Origin of the sequence: Streptomyces sp. NPDC006384 (genome assembly GCF_042870695.1) — a bacterium.
Lineage (GTDB): Bacteria > Actinomycetota > Actinomycetes > Streptomycetales > Streptomycetaceae > Streptomyces.
Window position 1 is genome coordinate 22,180 of the sequence record NZ_JBIAHR010000012.1, and the last position, 15,793, is coordinate 37,972.

The 15,793-nt window shown below is 74.7% G+C and carries 16 protein-coding genes, 1 tRNA gene and 1 pseudogene; 10 read left to right on the plus strand and 8 right to left on the minus strand.

Going from position 1 to position 15,793, the window contains the following annotated elements; translation table 11 throughout:
* The first annotated feature begins 35 nt into the window (after positions 1-35).
* Positions 36-707 (plus strand): O-methyltransferase, encoded by a 672-nt coding sequence (locus ACFYOJ_RS18035; RefSeq protein ID WP_356557288.1) that lies wholly within the window; start codon positions 36-38, stop codon positions 705-707.
* Positions 708-763: 56 nt separating this feature from the next.
* On the opposite strand, the gene ACFYOJ_RS18040 is transcribed toward ACFYOJ_RS18035, so the two are convergent.
* Positions 764-1,156: a hypothetical protein gene (locus tag ACFYOJ_RS18040; protein WP_356557289.1), complete on the minus strand. Its 393-nt coding sequence runs from the start codon at positions 1,154-1,156 to the stop codon at positions 764-766.
* A gap of 91 nt (positions 1,157-1,247) precedes the next feature.
* On the opposite strand from ACFYOJ_RS18040, the pseudogene ACFYOJ_RS18045 reads away from it, so the two are divergent.
* A pseudogene (locus ACFYOJ_RS18045) lies at positions 1,248-1,691 on the plus strand (DUF1992 domain-containing protein).
* 34 nt (positions 1,692-1,725) lie between these two features.
* Here the strand turns inward: ACFYOJ_RS18045 and ACFYOJ_RS18050 are convergent.
* Complete coding sequence (locus ACFYOJ_RS18050; RefSeq protein ID WP_356557290.1) at positions 1,726-2,292, minus strand: hypothetical protein; 567 nt, start codon at positions 2,290-2,292, stop codon at positions 1,726-1,728.
* A 5-nt stretch (positions 2,293-2,297) separates the two neighbouring features.
* On the minus strand, positions 2,298-2,954 hold the full coding sequence (locus tag ACFYOJ_RS18055) for a hypothetical protein (protein WP_356557291.1): 657 nt from the start codon (positions 2,952-2,954) through the stop codon (positions 2,298-2,300).
* 163 nt (positions 2,955-3,117) lie between these two features.
* On the opposite strand from ACFYOJ_RS18055, the gene ACFYOJ_RS18060 reads away from it, so the two are divergent.
* The gene (locus ACFYOJ_RS18060) at positions 3,118-3,621 is read left to right on the plus strand and encodes a GNAT family N-acetyltransferase (protein ID WP_356557292.1); all 504 of its coding nucleotides are present in this window, start codon (positions 3,118-3,120) and stop codon (positions 3,619-3,621) included.
* Positions 3,622-3,627: 6 nt separating this feature from the next.
* Here ACFYOJ_RS18060 and ACFYOJ_RS18065 read toward each other — a convergent pair whose 3' ends face one another.
* Positions 3,628-5,676, minus strand: a complete 2,049-nt coding sequence (locus ACFYOJ_RS18065) for an MDR family MFS transporter (RefSeq protein ID WP_356557293.1) — start codon at positions 5,674-5,676, stop codon at positions 3,628-3,630.
* Between the two features lie 196 nt (positions 5,677-5,872).
* On the opposite strand from ACFYOJ_RS18065, the gene ACFYOJ_RS18070 reads away from it, so the two are divergent.
* Positions 5,873-7,033 carry a peptidoglycan-binding protein gene (locus ACFYOJ_RS18070; RefSeq protein WP_356557294.1) on the plus strand — a complete coding sequence of 387 codons (1,161 nt, stop codon included), beginning with the start codon at positions 5,873-5,875 and terminating at the stop codon, positions 7,031-7,033.
* A 212-nt stretch (positions 7,034-7,245) separates the two neighbouring features.
* On the opposite strand, the gene ACFYOJ_RS18075 is transcribed toward ACFYOJ_RS18070, so the two are convergent.
* A complete protein-coding gene (locus ACFYOJ_RS18075; protein WP_356557295.1) occupies positions 7,246-7,908 on the minus strand; it encodes an HAD-IA family hydrolase in 663 nt (220 codons plus the stop codon).
* Positions 7,909-8,056: 148 nt separating this feature from the next.
* The gene (locus ACFYOJ_RS18080; protein ID WP_356557296.1) at positions 8,057-8,638 is read right to left on the minus strand and encodes a TMEM165/GDT1 family protein; all 582 of its coding nucleotides are present in this window, start codon (positions 8,636-8,638) and stop codon (positions 8,057-8,059) included.
* A 381-nt stretch (positions 8,639-9,019) separates the two neighbouring features.
* Between ACFYOJ_RS18080 and ACFYOJ_RS18085 the strand changes: the two genes are divergently transcribed.
* The 3 genes from ACFYOJ_RS18085 to ACFYOJ_RS18095 all read left to right on the plus strand — a co-directional run bounded on the left by ACFYOJ_RS18085 (position 9,020) and on the right by ACFYOJ_RS18095 (position 12,287).
* Entirely contained in the window at positions 9,020-10,666 is a 1,647-nt protein-coding gene (locus ACFYOJ_RS18085) for an alkaline phosphatase D family protein (RefSeq protein ID WP_356557297.1), read from the plus strand.
* Positions 10,667-10,948: 282 nt separating this feature from the next.
* Positions 10,949-11,386 carry a DoxX family protein gene (locus ACFYOJ_RS18090; RefSeq protein ID WP_356557298.1) on the plus strand — a complete coding sequence of 146 codons (438 nt, stop codon included), beginning with the start codon at positions 10,949-10,951 and terminating at the stop codon, positions 11,384-11,386.
* Positions 11,387-11,639: 253 nt separating this feature from the next.
* Positions 11,640-12,287, plus strand: coding sequence for a VTT domain-containing protein (locus ACFYOJ_RS18095; RefSeq protein WP_356557299.1), 648 nt, complete (start codon positions 11,640-11,642; stop codon positions 12,285-12,287).
* A 33-nt stretch (positions 12,288-12,320) separates the two neighbouring features.
* Here ACFYOJ_RS18095 and ACFYOJ_RS18100 read toward each other — a convergent pair whose 3' ends face one another.
* Positions 12,321-12,554, minus strand: a complete 234-nt coding sequence (locus tag ACFYOJ_RS18100) for a DUF2277 family protein (protein WP_356557300.1) — start codon at positions 12,552-12,554, stop codon at positions 12,321-12,323.
* A gap of 164 nt (positions 12,555-12,718) precedes the next feature.
* Here ACFYOJ_RS18100 and ACFYOJ_RS18105 point away from each other — a divergent pair, with 164 nt between their 5' ends.
* Positions 12,719-13,087, plus strand: a complete 369-nt coding sequence (locus ACFYOJ_RS18105; protein WP_356557301.1) for a hypothetical protein — start codon at positions 12,719-12,721, stop codon at positions 13,085-13,087.
* A gap of 122 nt (positions 13,088-13,209) precedes the next feature.
* Here the strand turns inward: ACFYOJ_RS18105 and ACFYOJ_RS18110 are convergent.
* A tRNA-Val gene (locus tag ACFYOJ_RS18110) sits at positions 13,210-13,281 on the minus strand.
* Positions 13,282-13,498: 217 nt separating this feature from the next.
* Here ACFYOJ_RS18110 and ACFYOJ_RS18115 point away from each other — a divergent pair.
* The gene (locus ACFYOJ_RS18115; protein WP_356557302.1) at positions 13,499-14,269 is read left to right on the plus strand and encodes a DUF4097 family beta strand repeat-containing protein; all 771 of its coding nucleotides are present in this window, start codon (positions 13,499-13,501) and stop codon (positions 14,267-14,269) included.
* Positions 14,270-14,340: 71 nt separating this feature from the next.
* On the plus strand, positions 14,341-15,747 hold the full coding sequence (locus ACFYOJ_RS18120; RefSeq protein WP_388597265.1) for a hypothetical protein: 1,407 nt from the start codon (positions 14,341-14,343) through the stop codon (positions 15,745-15,747).
* The last annotated feature ends 46 nt before the right edge of the window (positions 15,748-15,793 follow it).

Consider the following 15,793-nt stretch of genomic DNA (forward strand, 5'->3'; position numbering starts at 1 on the left):
GATGCGGCGACTACGCACACGGGAGGCACCCCGGGATGAGCGACTCGCGACTCTGGGCCGACGTCGACGCCTACTTCGCCGGCCACCTCGCGGCGGACGACGGTCCGCTGGAGGCGGCCCTGCGGGACAGTGAGGCCGCCGGGCTGCCGCCGTTGGCGGTCACCGCCGCCCAGGGCAAGTTCCTCCAGCTCCTCGCCCAGATCCAGGGCGCCCGCACCGTCCTGGAGATCGGCACCCTCGGCGGCTACAGCACCATCTGGCTGGCCCGCGCCCTGCCCGCCGACGGCCGCCTGGTCACCCTGGAGTACAGCGCCCGGCACGCCGAGGTCGCCGTCCGCAACATCGCCCGGGCCGGCCTGGAATCCCTCGTCGACGTGCGCGTGGGCCCGGCGCTGGAGTCGCTGCCGAAGCTCGCCGACGAGAATCCGCCGCCCTTCGACCTGGTCTTCATCGACGCCGACAAGGGCAACAACCCGCACTACCTGGAGTGGGCGCTGAAGCTCACCAGCACCGGCAGCCTGATCGTCGTCGACAACGTGGTCCGCGGCGGACGCGTGGCCGACGCCGGCGACGACTCCGCCGACGTGCGCGGCACCCGCGCCGCCGTCGAGATGATCGGCAGCCACCCGCGGCTCAGCGGCACCGCGATCCAGACCGTCGGCGGCAAGGGCTACGACGGCTTCGCGCTGGCCCGCGTCCTGGCCTGAGCCGCGCCGGTCCACGCCACGCCGGTCCACGCCTCGTGGTGCTGCGCCTCTCGGTGCTACGCCTCGTGGTAGAAGCCGACGTTGACGCTGCGCGGCTCGGTGCGGTCCCGGACGACGATCTCGCCGCTGCCGCCCCTGGGCAGCGGCACGGTGCCGCCGTAGACGAGGGTCTGCGTGTGCGCGTCGACGGTGAGGCGGACCTCGGAGGCCGGGTCGGTCTGCGAGCCGCGCAGCCAGGTCAGCTGCCAGGTGCCGTCGGGGCCGCAGCGGAACTCCAGGTGGACCCGGGAGACGAACAGCCAGTCGTCCGGCGTCGCCAGGCGGCACACGGACCTGTCCCGGCCCACCCGCAGCACCGCGCCCGGTTCGCTGGGCGCGTCGGTCATCTGCATGCCGGCGGTGGCGCCCGCGTCCGCCGCGGTGACGGCGGCCATGGTGAGTTCGAGCACGTGCGCTCCTTCGAGACGACCCGGCTGGGCGTTGGCTTGTCGCCGCCGCATGGTAATCGGCCGCTCGTGTGGTGTCCGGCACAATGGGGGCATGACCGAGCGGAAGCCACCCGGCGTCGACTTCGAGGTGGGGGTCCCCCCGCTCGAACGAAGCTGAGAGTGGGGGAGGGTCGACAAGCAGATCCGTGACGCGGATGCGCGCGGCGAGTTCGACCGGTTGCCGGGAGCGGGGAAACCGCTGCCGAGCGACGTGGAGTCCACGTACGACGAACTGTGGTGGGTGAAGCGGAAGATGGCCCGCGAGAGCCTCTCCGTGCTGCCGCCGACGCTGGCCCTGCGCAAGGAGGCGGAGGACGCGCTGGAGGCGGCGCTCGCCGCCCCGTCGGAGGGGGCCGCGCGCAGGATCGTCGAGCGGATCAACGTCAGGATCCGCGAGGTGATGTTCAAGCCGCCGCCCGGCCCCCCGCTGGGCATGAAGCCCTACGACGTCGAAGAGGTCGCGGCGCGGTGGCGGGAGCGCCGGGCGGAGCGGTGACGCCCGTGCGAGTACGAGCACGGGCAGGGGCGGGTCAGACGTGCATCAGGCGGTCGGCCAGCTCGCGGTAGTCCCGCAGGGCCAGCCGGAGCTGTTCGGTGTCGGTGCTCGTCGCGCGGGTCTCCTCGGCGCCGTCCTGCCAGGAGGTGCGCAGGGTGCGGCGGCGGTGCGCGACGGCGTCGGCGAGGCGGGCGGCGATCTCCTCCAGGACGCGGTCGGCCTCCTCGACGGAGGCGCGGGGCTCGTCGACGAACTCCGCCACCGCGTGCCGCAGCCGCTGTCCGAGCCGGTCGCACTCCTCGTGCGGCAGCAGCCCGCCGTCGCCGGGGGCGCCGGTCCCGCCGGCGGGGGTGTGGCCGGTGTGCAGGCCTGGGGCGTCGCCGGTGTGCAGGCCGGGGGTGACGTCGGGGCGGGTGCCGGCGGTGTGGTCGGCGCGGGCGCCGGGTGCCGGGACCGTGCCGTCCGTCCCGCCGGTGAGCGGCGCGTTCCCGCCGCGGGCGCCGGGGGCCTGCGTCTGACCCTGTGTCTGCGGCTGTATCTGCGTCTGCGTCTGCGGGGCCCGCTCGGCGGGGCCGCCGGGCTGCCGGGTCACGTCGGACATGTGCCTCAACTCTCCTTCGGGCGGTGCTTGCCGAACGACCAGGGCTGGTGCTGCGTGCGGGCCGGTGCGGCGTCCGCGCCGGCGCGGTGCCGGCCGCCGTCGTGGCGGGCCGGGCCGAGCAGGTCCTCGAACAGCGCGCGGGCCTCGACCAGGGACTCGCGCATCTCCTCCGTGCCCGCGCCGGCGTCCTGCGCGCCGTCCACGCGGGCGTGCGTCACGCGGTGCACGCGCCGGTAGCCGTCGACGTGGTGGGCGTGGTGCACGGACAGCGCGGCGACCTGCTCCTCGTACTGCCCGCCGTCCGGGAAGCCGCGGGCGGCCGCCGCCTCGGCGAGCAGCCGGTCCGCCTCGGCGACCGCCTCGCGCGGGGAGTCGACGAAGCGCTCCTGGACGGCCGCCCAGCGCGCCTCGAACCGCTCGCGCTCGGCCGGGTCCAGCGGCCGGGTGCGCAGCGACCCGTGCCGCTCCACGCGTTCGGCCAGTTCCCGTTCGGCGGCCTTGGTGTCGCCGTCGTGCCGGGCCACGGCCCGGTCGTACTCGGGCCCGAAGCGCCGCTTCAGGTTTCCGTGCCGGGAGCCCCGTGCGCGCGAGGCCAGGACGGCCGCGACGACGAGCACGGCCGCCACGATCACGATCAGAGCGATGATCACGCCAGTGGACATGGGTGCCTTCCGGTTCTCGGACCGACCGGCTCTCCGAACGGGCCGGTTCGCTGTCCGGGTTGCCCCGGACGGCTCCCTCAAACGGCGCCCGGGATGCGCCGGCGGCGTACCGGTGGGAAAATACGCTCGCGCCCTTGGCGGTCCGGTCCCGACAATGCCGGTCATGACCTGGACCGTCGCCCCGGAACCGTACGACTCCCCCGTCGCCGCCGCCCTGTGGCGGGCGTACTACACGGAGGTCAGCGACCGCTGGTACCTGCTGCGCGAGGGGCGGCGCACCGACCCGGACGAGCTGGAGCGGGGGATCGCCGCCGCGTCCGGTGCCGATCTGGCCCCGCCGCGGGGCCGGCTGCTGGTGGCGCGGTACGCCGGTGAGCCGGCCGGCACCGCGGGCGTACGGCTGCTGGACGGCGCGACGGCCGAGCTGACCCGGGTGTTCCTGAAGGAGGGCGTGCGCGGCCGGGGCGGGGCCGCGCTGCTCGTCGGGGCCGCCGAGGAGGCCGCGCGGGAGCTGGGGGCGGCGCGGATCGTCCTCGACACGCGCGGCGACCTCGTCGAGGCCCGCTCCCTGTACGCGCGGCTCGGCTACACGGAGACCGAGCCGTACAACGCGAACCCGTACGCCGAGCACTGGTTCGCCAAGCCGCTGGCCGAAGCCGCCGCCTGAGGGGGCTCAGCCGGTCCGGGTGAGGGTGCGCCGGTCGTGGGGGCGTTCGCGTTCGGAGCCGCACAGCTCGCCGGTCAGCTCCTTCACCAGCCGCACCAGGTCCGTCGGCCGGTCCGGGCCCCACCAGTCGCCGAGCAGTTCGGCCAGGGACTCCTCGCGGGCCCGTGCCAGGCGTTCGGCGTACTCGCGGCCCCGGTCGGTCAGGACCAGATCGAGTCCCTCGCGACGGGCGAGGCGCCGCTCCTCCACCTGGCGGGCGGCGGCCATGACGGCGGCCAGCGGGACGGGGCTGCGCTCGGCGAGCACGGCCGGCTCGACCCTGCCGTACCTCCTGACCCGCAGCAGCAGCCAGCTGGCCGCCGGCAGCAGGTCGTAGCCCGCCCGTTCGGTGATCCGCCGGTAGACCTCGCGGCGGCCCTCGCGGGTGCCGAGCACCGACAGGGCGCGGCACACCTCGTCGTGCGAGGAGCGTTCCACCGGGTTGCTGGCGAAGGTCTGGGCGCCGTCGGGCGCGGTGACCGAGCCGCGCAGCCGGTCCTCCTTCAGGAACCAGGCGAGTACGAAGGCGAGGACGGCGACGGGCGCGGCGTACAGGAAGACGTCGGTGATGGCGGAGGCGTAGGCGTGCAGGGCCGCCGGGCGCAGGGCGGGCGGCAGGGCGCCGATGCCGCGCGGGTCGGCCTGGAGGGAGTCCGCGGAGACGCCGGGCGGCAGGGGCGTGCCGCGCAGGGCGTCGGCGAGCTTGTCGCCGAGGCGGCTGGAGAAGACGGTGCCGAAGATGGCGACGCCGAAGGAGGCGCCGATGGAGCGGAAGAAGGTGGCGCCGGAGGTGGCGACGCCCAGGTCCTCGTAGGGGACGGCGTTCTGCACGATGAGGACGAGTACCTGCATCACCAGGCCGAGACCGAGGCCGAAGACGAAGAAGTAGACGCTCATCTCGGTGGTCGAGCTGTTCTCGTCGAGGCGGTGCAGCAGGAGCAGGCCCAGCGTGGTGACGGCGGTGCCCGCGACGGGGAACACCTTCCAGCGGCCGGTGCGGCTGACGATCTGCCCGGAGCCGGTCGAGGCCAGCAGGACGCCGACGACCATCGGCAGCATGTGCACACCGGACATGGTCGGGGTGATGCCCCGTACGACCTGCAGGAAGGTGGGCAGGTAGGTCATCGCGCCGAACATCGCGAAGCCGACGACGAAGCTGATGACGGCGGAGAGCGTGAAGGTGCGGACGCGGAAGAGCTTGAGGGGCAGGACGGGCTCGGCGGCCCTGCGCTCCACCGCCACGAACACGGCGGTCAGCACGGCGCCCAGCACCGCCAGGCCGATGATCTGCGGCGAGCCCCAGGCCCAGGTGGTGCCGCCGAGCGAGGCGACCAGCACCAGGCAGGTGGCGACGGAGGCGATGAGCAGCGTGCCGAGGTAGTCGATGACGTGCCGGGTCGCCCGGCGCGGGATGTGCAGGACCACCGCGATCACGGCGAGCGCGACGACGCCGACGGGCAGGTTGACGTAGAAGACCCAGCGCCAGCTCAGGTGCTCGGTGAAGATTCCGCCGAGCAGCGGTCCCAGCACGCTGGTCGCGCCGAACACGGCGCCGAACAGGCCCTGGTAGCGGCCGCGTTCACGGGGCGAGACCAGGTCGCCGACGATCGCCATCGACAGCACCATCAGCCCGCCGCCGCCCAGTCCCTGCAGGGCGCGGAAGGCGATCAGCTGCGGCATGCTCTGCGCGACGCCGCACAGCGCGGAGCCGACCAGGAAGATGACGATCGCCGTCTGGAACAGCTTCTTGCGGCCGTACTGGTCGCCGAGTTTCCCCCACAGCGGGGTCGCGGCGGTCGCGGCCAGCATGTACGCGGTCACCACCCACGACAGGTGCTCCAGTCCGCCCAGGTCGCTGACGATCGTGGGCAGTGCCGTCGACACGATGGTCTGGTCGAGGGCGGCGAGCAGCATGCCGAGGAGCAGGGCCCCGATCGAGACCAGGACACCGCTCGACACCTGTTCGCGGTCCTCGGGCCGTACCGGATCCCTCGCTTCTCGTACGTCCGCTGCCATGGATGACCTCCCGGGGATGTCTCGCGGGTGCCGCCGGTGTCGTCGCACACCTCTCCATCCTGAACGGAGTGACCGGTTATGGCCTGTTCAGTCCTGCGGGACGGCAGGTGTTCCGGGGCCGTGCGCGCACGGGTGTGGAGATGATCTGCATAATCTCTGGAGTTCGTGGGGGAGCCGCGAGGGGAGGGACGAACGCGTGGAGCAGCAGGAGAGGCCGTCGCAGGATCCGCGGGGGCCGCGGGAACGGCCCTCGGGGCATCCGTGCCCGGAGTGCGGGGCGCCCAGGAAGGCGGACAACACGCCGTCGTGCGCCTGCGGGCCCCGGGCGGCCGACGCCCTGCGCGACGCGCGTACGGCGCAGATGGCGGCCGCGGAGGACTTCGACCCGCTGCGGATACGGCCGTACGTCGAGCTGGACTCCTCCGGTGAGCCGGCGGCGCCCGGGGCGGGTTCCGCCCCGCCGGGGCCGGCCCCGGGCTCGGACCCGGCCCCGGGCTCGGACCCGTCGCCGGGCTCGGGCTCGGATCCGGACGCCACCATGACGCTGCGCGCGGCCGACGCCGGGCCGCCCGCCACGCCCCCGGCCACCGGGGCGGCCTCCGTGCTGCCCACCCCGCTGGCACCCCCGGCCGGTGCGCCCAGCGCCGACGACCTGAGCCTGTTCGAGGCGTCGGGTCCGGCGACGGCACCCCTGCCGCCCGTGCCGGACGGCCCCGGTGGCCGGCCGTCGCGCGGACGGCGGCGGGGCGTGCTGCTGGGCGTCGCCGGGGCGGTGGTGATCGTGGCGGGCGCGGCCGGGTACGCGAGCGGGCTGTTCTCCTACGAGTCGCCGTCGCGGGACGGGGCCCTGCCGGACGAGGTGCGGGTGAGCGTGCCGGACCCGTCGGTCACCGCGTCCTCGGCCGCGCCCGAGCCGAGCCCCACGTCCGCGTCGCCGTCCGCCTCCGCCTCGCCGTCCCCGTCCGCCTCCGCGTCCCCGAGCGCAGGCCCCTCGCCCTCGCCGTCCCCCTCGGCGTCGGCGTCGAGCGCGTCCCCGACGCCGTCCCCGACGCCCGAGCCGGCGAAGACCACGACGAGCGCGCCCGCCCTCACCCCGGACGACGACCGCGAGGACGACGACCGCTGGGACGGCGGCGGCACCCTGCACCGCGGCGACCAGGGCCCGGAGGTCGCCGAACTCCAGCAGCGCCTGGCCCAGCTGTACCTGTACACCGGCGACATCGACGGCAGATACGGCCGCCGCCTCGAGGACTCCGTCCGCACCTACCAGTGGGCCCGCGGCATCAGCGCCGACGAACTCGGCGTCTACGGCGAAACCACCCGCCGCATGCTCGAATCAGAAACCCGCAGCCCCTGACACCACCCCACCCGGAAACCCACGAGCCCCCGCCCCGCCGCAACCACGCGCCCCGGCCCCGCCGCGACCACGGACAACCGCCCCGTCGCGATCGCGGGCAATCGTGCCTCCCCCAGTGCCTCAAGGGCCTGGGAGGTACCCCCGGGGGCGGCACGGGTGGGCGCGGCGGCACCCACCGCACCCACGGCCCCGCAGGCACAGCGCAGCGCGTGTCAGCCGATGCGCACCCGCATCCCGCCCTCGTCCTCGTCCCTCTCCACCCGCACCTGCGTCAGATCCCGCACCACCACGTCCGGCCCGTACGCCCCGGCCCGCGGCCCGACCCCCACGACCCGCATCCCCGCGGCCCGCCCGGCCGCGATCCCCGCGCCGGAGTCCTCGAAGACGATGCAGTCCGCCGGGTCGACGCCCAGTTCGGCCGCGCCCTTCAGGAATCCCTCCGGGTCGGGCTTGCTCGCGCCGACCGACTCCGCGGTGATCCGCACGTCCGGCAGCGCGAGCCCCGCCGCGGCCATCCGCGCGCCGGACAGCGCGACGTCGGCGGAAGTCACCAGCGCGTGCGGCAGCCCCCGCAGCGAGGCGAGGAACTCCGGGGCCCCGGGTATCGCCACGACGCCCGCGGTGTCGGCGGTCTCCTCGGCGAGCAGCCGCGCGTTGTCGGCGTGGTTCTGCTCCATCGGCCGGTCGGGCAGCAGCAGCGCCATGGAGGCGTAGCCCTGCCGTCCGTGGACGACCTTCATGACCTCGTCGCCGTCCAGCCCGTGCCGGCCGGCCCAGCGCCGCCAGACGCGTTCGACGGCGGCGTCCGAGTTGACGAGGGTGCCGTCCATGTCGAGCAGCAGGGCACGGGCGGGCAGAACGGTGGTGGCCGTCATCGGCAGACTCCAGAACAGGGGGAGGGAACAAGGCGGCCCCGCCCGCCGGTCAGGGAGAACGGGCGGGAACCACTTTGTTCCTCCACGGTACAAAACGGGGCGGGCTCGCGCCACCATGTCCGGCGGCCGTTCACCCGCCGTTCGCCGTTCAGCCGACGACCGCCTCCCACAGGCTCCACACGCCGAGGCCCAGCATCAGCAGCGCCGCGATCTTCGTGATCAGCGCCAGCGGCACCCGCTTCATCAGGGCCTTCCCGCCGACGATGCCCAGCCCGGCCACCGCCCACAGCGCGAGCACCGCGCCCAGGCCGACGGAGAGCGGGTCGTCGTAACGGGCCGCGAGGTTGGCCGTCATGATCTGCGTGAGGTCGCCGAACTCGGCGACCAGGATGAGCATGAAGCCCGCCCCGGAGACCTTCCAGAAGGACTGGTCCTCGGGCTTGCGGATCTCCTCCTCCCCGTCGTCCTTCTTCATCAGCAGCACCGCGGCGCCGCCCAGGAAGAGCACGCCCGTCAGCGCGTGCACGAGCTGCTGCGGGAGCAGGGTCAGCACGCTGCCGGCCGCGACCGCGAGCACGACGTGCACCAGGAAGGCCGCGGCGACGCCGGCGAAGACGTACGAGGCCCGGTAGCGGGTGCCGAGGACGAGGCCGGCGAGCGCGGTCTTGTCCGGCAGTTCGGCGAGGAAGACGACGCCGAAGACGAGCGCCGTCACGGTCAGGCTGATCAAGGGATCCTCTATCGGTCGGGGCCGCCCCGCCGAGAGTGCTGCTCCTGCGCTGCGAGCACCTCGGCACGGCAGCACACGTATCGCCCCCGCCGTACGGCACGGGCGTGCACTGCTTGCCGAAGGTCTCGCTGGCCGGTCCCGCGTACGGGACCCGCCTCCGGGCGCCGGCTCAGACGAGCTGAGCAGTATGTCGACGGTCCGGCGAAGAGCTACTCCCCTTCTGCGCCGTCCATAGTACGCGAGCCCCCGCCCGTGGCCCCTGCCCGCGATCCGCTCCCGCCCCCGACCGAGGCGCCCCGCCGAGCACGTCCCTCCGGCGCGGACACTCCTCACCGCTCCCGGTCGTTCCGTACCGTACGGGGCGACGGAGGAGGGATCGCCATGGCGGAACTGCGCCTGGGACCACTGCTGAGGTACACCGACGGCTCGTCCGCGACCGTCTGGGCCGAGACGAGCCGCCCCTGCACCGCCGAGGTGCGCTGCGCCGACGGCGCGGGGGGCACGGCCCGCACGTTCCAGGTCGCGGGCCACCACTACACCCTGATCACGGTGACCGGGCTGACGCCGGGCACGGCGACGGAGTACGAGGTGCTGCTCGACGGGGCGCGCGTGTGGCCGCCGCCCGACTCTCGCTTCCCGCCCTCGGTGATCGCCACGCCCGCCGGCGACGACGGTCTGCGCGTCGCCTTCGGTTCCTGCCGCTGGGCCGCGCCGCCGGCCGGCGGGAAGGACCCGGTGGGCCCCGACGCCCTGGACACCCTGGCCGCCCGCATCGTGGCCGACCCGGACGGCGCGCGGCCCGACCTGCTGCTCCTCCTCGGCGACCAGGTGTACGCCGACGAGGTCTCCGACGCGACGCGACGCTGGCTCGCCGGGCGGCGCGACCTGGCGGAGCCCCCGGGCGAACAGGTCGCGGACTACGAGGAGTACACCCGGCTCTACGACGAGTCGTGGACCGATCCGGAGGTGCGCTGGCTGATGTCCACCGTGCCGACGTGCATGGTCTTCGACGACCACGACGTGATCGACGACTGGAACACCTCCGCCGCCTGGGTCGCCGACATGCGGGCCACCGGCTGGTGGCGGGAGCGGATCCTGAGCGGCCTGATGTCGTACTGGGTGTACCAGCACCTCGGCAACCTCTCCCCGGCCGAGCTGGCCGCCGACCCGCTCTACGCGGCCGTCCGCGAGGCCCCCGACGGCACCGGCGCGCTGCGCGACTTCGCCGCGCGGGCCGACGCCGACCCGGCCTCCGTGCGCTGGAGCTACCGGCGCGACCTCGGCCGCGTACGGCTGGTGATGGTGGACTCGCGCGCGGCCCGTGTGCTGGACGAGGACCACCGTTCGATGCTCGACCCGCAGGAGGCGGCCTGGCTGCGCGAGCAGGTGCTGGACGGCCGGGACGACGGCGCGAGCCCCTACGACCACCTCCTCGTCGGCACCTCCCTGCCCTGGCTGCTGCCCCCTCTGGTGCACGACATCGAGGCCTGGAACGCCGCGCTGTGCGGCGGCGGGCGGGGCGCCCGCTGGGCGCGGTGGGGGGAGAGGATCCGGCGCGGGGCCGACCTGGAGCACTGGGCGGCCTTCCCGTCCTCCTTCGACGCGCTCGCCGCCCTGATCGCCGAGGCCGGTACGGGGCCGGGGGCGCCCGCGACGGTGAGCGTGCTGTCGGGGGACGTCCACCACGCCTACGTGGCCGAGCCGTCCTGGCCGGGCCGCGGGCCCGACGCCCGCGTCACGCAGCTCACCTGCTCCCCCGTGCACAACTCCGTGCCGCTCTCGATCCGGCTCGGCTTCCGCTTCGGCTGGAGCGCCCCGGCCCGGGCCCTCGGACGGTGGTTCGGGCGGCACGGACGCTGCTCGCCCCCGGCGGTCTCCTGGCGCAGGACGGGCGGCCCCTGGTTCGGCAACCAGCTGATGACGCTGACCCTGCGGGGACGCTCCGCGCGGCTGCGGCTGGCGCGGGCGGTGGCGAGGCGGGACGGGACGACGGTCCTGAGGACGGTCGCCGAGCGGGAGCTGCGGTAGGCGAGCGGGAGCCGCGGCAGGCCCGGGACCCGTGCGGTTCCGGTCAGCGCGACGGCCCCGGACGAGGCGTGAGAGCGCCCCCCGCAGGCCTTGACGGGCCTGCGGGGGGCGCTCTCACGTGCGGGTGGCTTTCCGCCACTGACAGCAAACTCACAGCTAAGCTCTGGCCAAATGTTGAAGTTGCAAGCACCTCTTAGGGTGACCTAACGTGGGCAGTCCAGTCGGTTCCGTCCCCCCGCGGCCCCGTTCCCGGGCCGTCACGACCGAAGGAGCACCCCCCACATGACCGGACACCTCGACAGGGTCCAGCCCTATGCGCTCGGCCTCTTCCGCATCGTCGTCGGTCTGCTCTTCGCCTGCCACGGCGCGGCCTCCCTGTTCGGCGTCCTCGGCGGCAGCGCGGTGGACGCGGGCACCTGGCCGGGCTGGTACGCGGCCGTGATCCAGCTCGTCGGCGGCGGCCTCGTCCTGCTGGGCCTCGGCACCCGCGCCGCCGCGCTCGTCGCCTCGGGCTCCATGGCGTACGCCTACTTCAAGGTCCACCAGCCGAGCGCCCTGTGGCCCATGGAGAACGGCGGCGAGGCCTCCGCCATGTTCTGCTGGGCCTTCCTGCTGCTGGTCTTCACCGGCTCCGGCGCCTTCGGCCTGGACCGGCTGCTGACCCGGCGCACGGCCGAGCCGCGGGAGCAGACCGCGGAGCGGACGCCGGTCGCGGCCTGAACCGGACGGTGCGGCGCCCTTCCCCCTCGCGGGAGGGGCGCCGCGCCTTTTCGTCCCGGCGGAATGCCCGGTGGGGCTGTCCCGGTGGGGTTGCCCCGTCGGGCGGGTGAACACATCGTGCCGGGCGCGCGAGCCCCCTGTGAACCCACTGTCACACCCCGGGCGTACGCTGTATGGCTGTCATCGACCGCTCCTGCCGTTTCCCCGCGCACCGCGGCACGGTCCGGTCCACGGGGGAGTCACGGGAGTTGCGGTGGACGAGGGTTTCGGGAGTGTGGCGGCGCTGGTCGGCAGCCCATGGATCTATGCGCTGGTGGCCGTCTCGGTGCTCCTCGACATCTTCCTGCCGGTGCTGCCGAGCGGCGTGCTGGTGATCACGGCGGCCACCGCGGCCGCCGCCGGATCGGGCGCGGCGGCGGCCGGGCGGGTACCGCACGACGTGCCCGACATCCTGGCCCTCCTGCTGTGCGCCACGACCGCCTCCGTCCTCGGTGACCTGCTGGTCTTCCGTCTCGCCCGGCGCGGCGGGCCCCGTCTGGACCGCGCGATCGCCCGTTCCCGACGGCTGACCACGGCGCAGGAACGTCTCGGTGGCGCGCTGGCCCGCAGCGGCGGCGCCCGGGGCGCCCTCGTCGTCCTGGCCAGGTTCGCGCCGGCCGGCCGCTCGGTCGTCTCCCTCGTCGCCGGCGCCGCGCACCGCCGGGTCCGCGAGTTCCTCCCCTGGTCCGCCCTCGCGGGGCTGTCCTGGGCCGCCTACAGCGTCGCCCTCGGCTACTTCGGCGGCCAGTGGCTCGGCGCGAGCTGGCTGGCGACGGGCGTGTCCCTGCTCGCCCTCTTCGGCGCGGGGGCGGGAGCGGCGTTCCTGATGCGCCGCCGGCCGCAGGCCGGCGAGGCGCCGTAGCGGTCCCCCGGAAGGCCGGTCACGGCTGCGGTGTCACTCCGCCCGCCGGGCGCCGGCGCCTCCCCGCACCTCCAGGCCGGCCAGGAGTTCGGCCGTGGCGGCGGCGACGGCCTCCACCGCCTGTTCGAACACCTCCCGGTTGTGCGCGGCCGGCGCCCTGAACCCGGACACCTTCCGCACGTACTGCAGGGCGGCGGCCCTGATCTCGTCCCCGGTGGCCTCCTCAGCCAGCGCGGGCGGGCGAAGCGTCCTGATGCTGCGGCACATGCCTCCAGTCTGCTCCCCGCGGGGCCGCGCGGGGGCCGTTCGGCCGCACGTGGACTCCCGCCCGGGTGCGCCCGCATGCGAACTCCCGCCCGGAAGACACTCGTTCGCGTGAACCACCGGACGGGAACGCGCGGCTCAGAATCGAACAGGCGTATCATTGGGATGTGGCTACGACCTATGATTTTCCCAGTGACCTCCTCGCCGGCCAGGAGGAACTGCATCAGGTCAGGGCCGAGTTGTCGGCCCTGTTGAAGAGGCTCCCGTGGTCCGTCGAGCCGCTGGACGGGTTCAGTGACGACAACGGCTGGCGCAAGGTCGAGCGCCCCGCGTCCCCCGGCTGGTCGGCGGACGAACAGGCCGAGGTGGAGAAGCTCCGGCGACGCGAGCGCGAGCTCGCCGTCTTCGTCAGCACCCACCACTACTGGTCCGGGATCACCGGTCCCGACCTCGTCGACGCGCGCACGAAGCTGAAGCACGTCCACGAGACCCCGCCCGGCGCCGACGAGGGCAGCCCGCCGGGCCAGGGCTCGTAGAGACGCACGGCAGGAACAGAACGGCGAGAACAGAGACGGAACAACGGGAACGCGAGAGGCCCCCGGACACTCTCCGGGGGCCTCTCGACCGGTGTACGCGCCGACGCGCGTGCCGGTCCCGGTGGGCGCGGACGGTTTCGAACCGCCGACATCCTGCTTGTAAGGCAGGCGCTCTACCCCTGAGCTACGCACCCGGGACGAGTCGACAGCCTACATTGCCCGGGGCCCGGTCCGGCAAACGTGTGGTGAGCCGCATCCACGGCCTCGGGTTTCCCCCACCCCGGATCCGGTGGCGGCCCGGATCCCGCCGGGAGCCGCGCCTCCGTACGGTCGGAGAACCTCGCCGCACCGGGCCCGCTCCACGGGCCCGCCCGCGCGGCACCTCGCCGTCCGCCCCTGGGGGAAACCGTCATGACCCGCCGCATCCTTCCGGTCCGCGCGCTCGCCGCCGCCGGCACCGTCGCCCTCCTCGTCGCGGGGCTCGGCGCCTGCTCCTCCGCCGAGGAGGACAAGGACCCCGATCACCGGTCCTTCGCCCTCCGGGGCACCACCCTCACCGTCGACGCCGACGACTCCGCGCTGGAGATCGTCGCCGCCGACGGCAACGCGCCCGGCGAGGTCGAGGTGGACCGGTGGTTCCAGGGCTCGGTCGCCCTCGGCTCCGGCCCCGAGGTGACCTGGAGCATGGACGGCGACCGGCTGAAGCTGCGCACCCGCTGCTCCGGCCTGTTCGCCGACTGCGCGACCAGGCACCGCGTGGAGGTGCCCCGCGGCGTCACCGTCACGGTGCGGACCGACGACGGCAGCGTCCGGGCACGGGGCTTCCGGGACGCCCTGGACATCCGCACGGCCGACGGGTCCGTGCGCGTCAGCGACACCACCGGGCCGCTGACACTGCACAGCGACGACGGATCACTGCGCGCACAGGTGTCCTCGCCCCGGATCGACGCCTCCACCGAGGACGGCTCGGTCCGCCTCGAACTGGGGGCCGTCCCCGAGCTGGTGGACACCCGCAGCGACGACGGCTCCGTCACGGTCGACCTGCCCCGGGCCACGTACAAGGTGTCCGCGAAGAGCGACGACGGGGCGGTCCGCGTGTCCGTGCCGAAGGACGACACGAGTCCCCACGTGGTGAACGCCCGCACCCGGGACGGCAAAGTCACGGTCCGGACGGCGAACTGACCGGCCCGTGTGTTCGTCCCTACCGGGTGGGACAATGAATCCGGGCAGGACGGACGACACGGGAGAGGGATGTGACGGCGACACCATCGCAGCCGTACTCGCCGATGGTGCCGCGCGCGCAGCGCCCGCCGCACCGGACCCCGCGGCGCCGCCCGCCCGGCGCGCTCCGGGACACCCTCGCCCTGCTGGGCCTGCCGCTGGTCGCCGTGCTCGCGGTGCCCGCCGCGTTCGCCGGCGGTGGCACCCGGCGCTGGTTCGGCGGCCGGGCCGAGAGCCAGCGGGCCGAGGCGCAGGCCGCGAAGGACGCCGCCGCGGCCGCCTTCTACGAACTGGACACCGCCCAGCGGGACCTGAGGATCTCCGTCGAGACGATCGCGGCCGTCGACTCCTCCCCCGCCGCACAGCGCGCCGTCGACCACTTCGCGGCGCTGGGCCGGCGCATCGACGAGGTCAGCGGCCGGTACATCGGCGCCGTCGACGCGCACGACCTGGACCGGGACGACCTGGAGGCCTCGGCCGCCTCCCGCGCCCGCACCGAACTGACCGCCGCCAAGGACGAGCTGATCCGGGTCAGGCGGGAACTGGACAGCTTCGCCCAGGGGCTCGGCCCGCTGCTCGGCAAGGCCGAGACCCAGCTCGCCCGCCTCGCCCCCGCCGTCGAACGCGCCCGGCAGACCCTGCGCGCCGCCTCCGAGGCCCTGGACGCCGCGCGGGGCGCCGGTCTGAAGGCCGACGCCCTCGCCGCCCGCCTCGCCGCCCTCGGCCCGGAGCTGACCCGGCTCAACCAGGGCGCCGGGCAGCACGGCGTGCCGGGGACCCTGGAGCGGGCCGAACGGGTCACCCGGGAAGCGGAGGCGGTCCGCGCCGAGGCGGAACGGCTGCCGGAGCGCGCCGCCGAGACCGACCACCGGCTGGTCTCCCTGCGCACCCGCGCCCAGGCCCTCACCACCCGCACCGAGCAGGTCGAACCGGTGCTCAGCGAGCTGCGGCGGCGGTTCACCGTCGCCTGCTGGCAGGACCTCCAGCACGTGCCCGACCAGGCCACCGAAGCCGTACGGCAGGCCGAGCGCAAGCTCGCCGAGGCGCAGACCGCCCGCGACGAGCAGCGCTGGCCGGACGCCACCGCCCTGCTGTCGACGGTGCGGGCGCTGCTGAACGACACCGACGAGGCCGTCTCCGCCGCAGGCGACCGGCTGCGGCGGCTCGACGCCGTGCAGAAGGACCCGCGGCAGGAGATCGAACGCACCCGTTTCGCCATCCGGGACGCCCAGCGCCTCGCCATGGCCGGCCGCAACACCCCCGACCCCCGGCACGCGCGCCCGCTGGACGACGCCGTGGCCCGGCTGGAACGCGCCATCGGCACTCTCGAGGGCCGGCACCCCGACTACTGGCACTTCCTCATGGAGACGGAAGCGGTCCGGCGGACCGTCGCCCGCGTGGTGACGCAGATCCGCGAGGAACGCGGCAGCGGGCACTGACGGCCCTCCCGGCGACCGGGGCCACCGCCCGCGGCCGCCGGTTAAC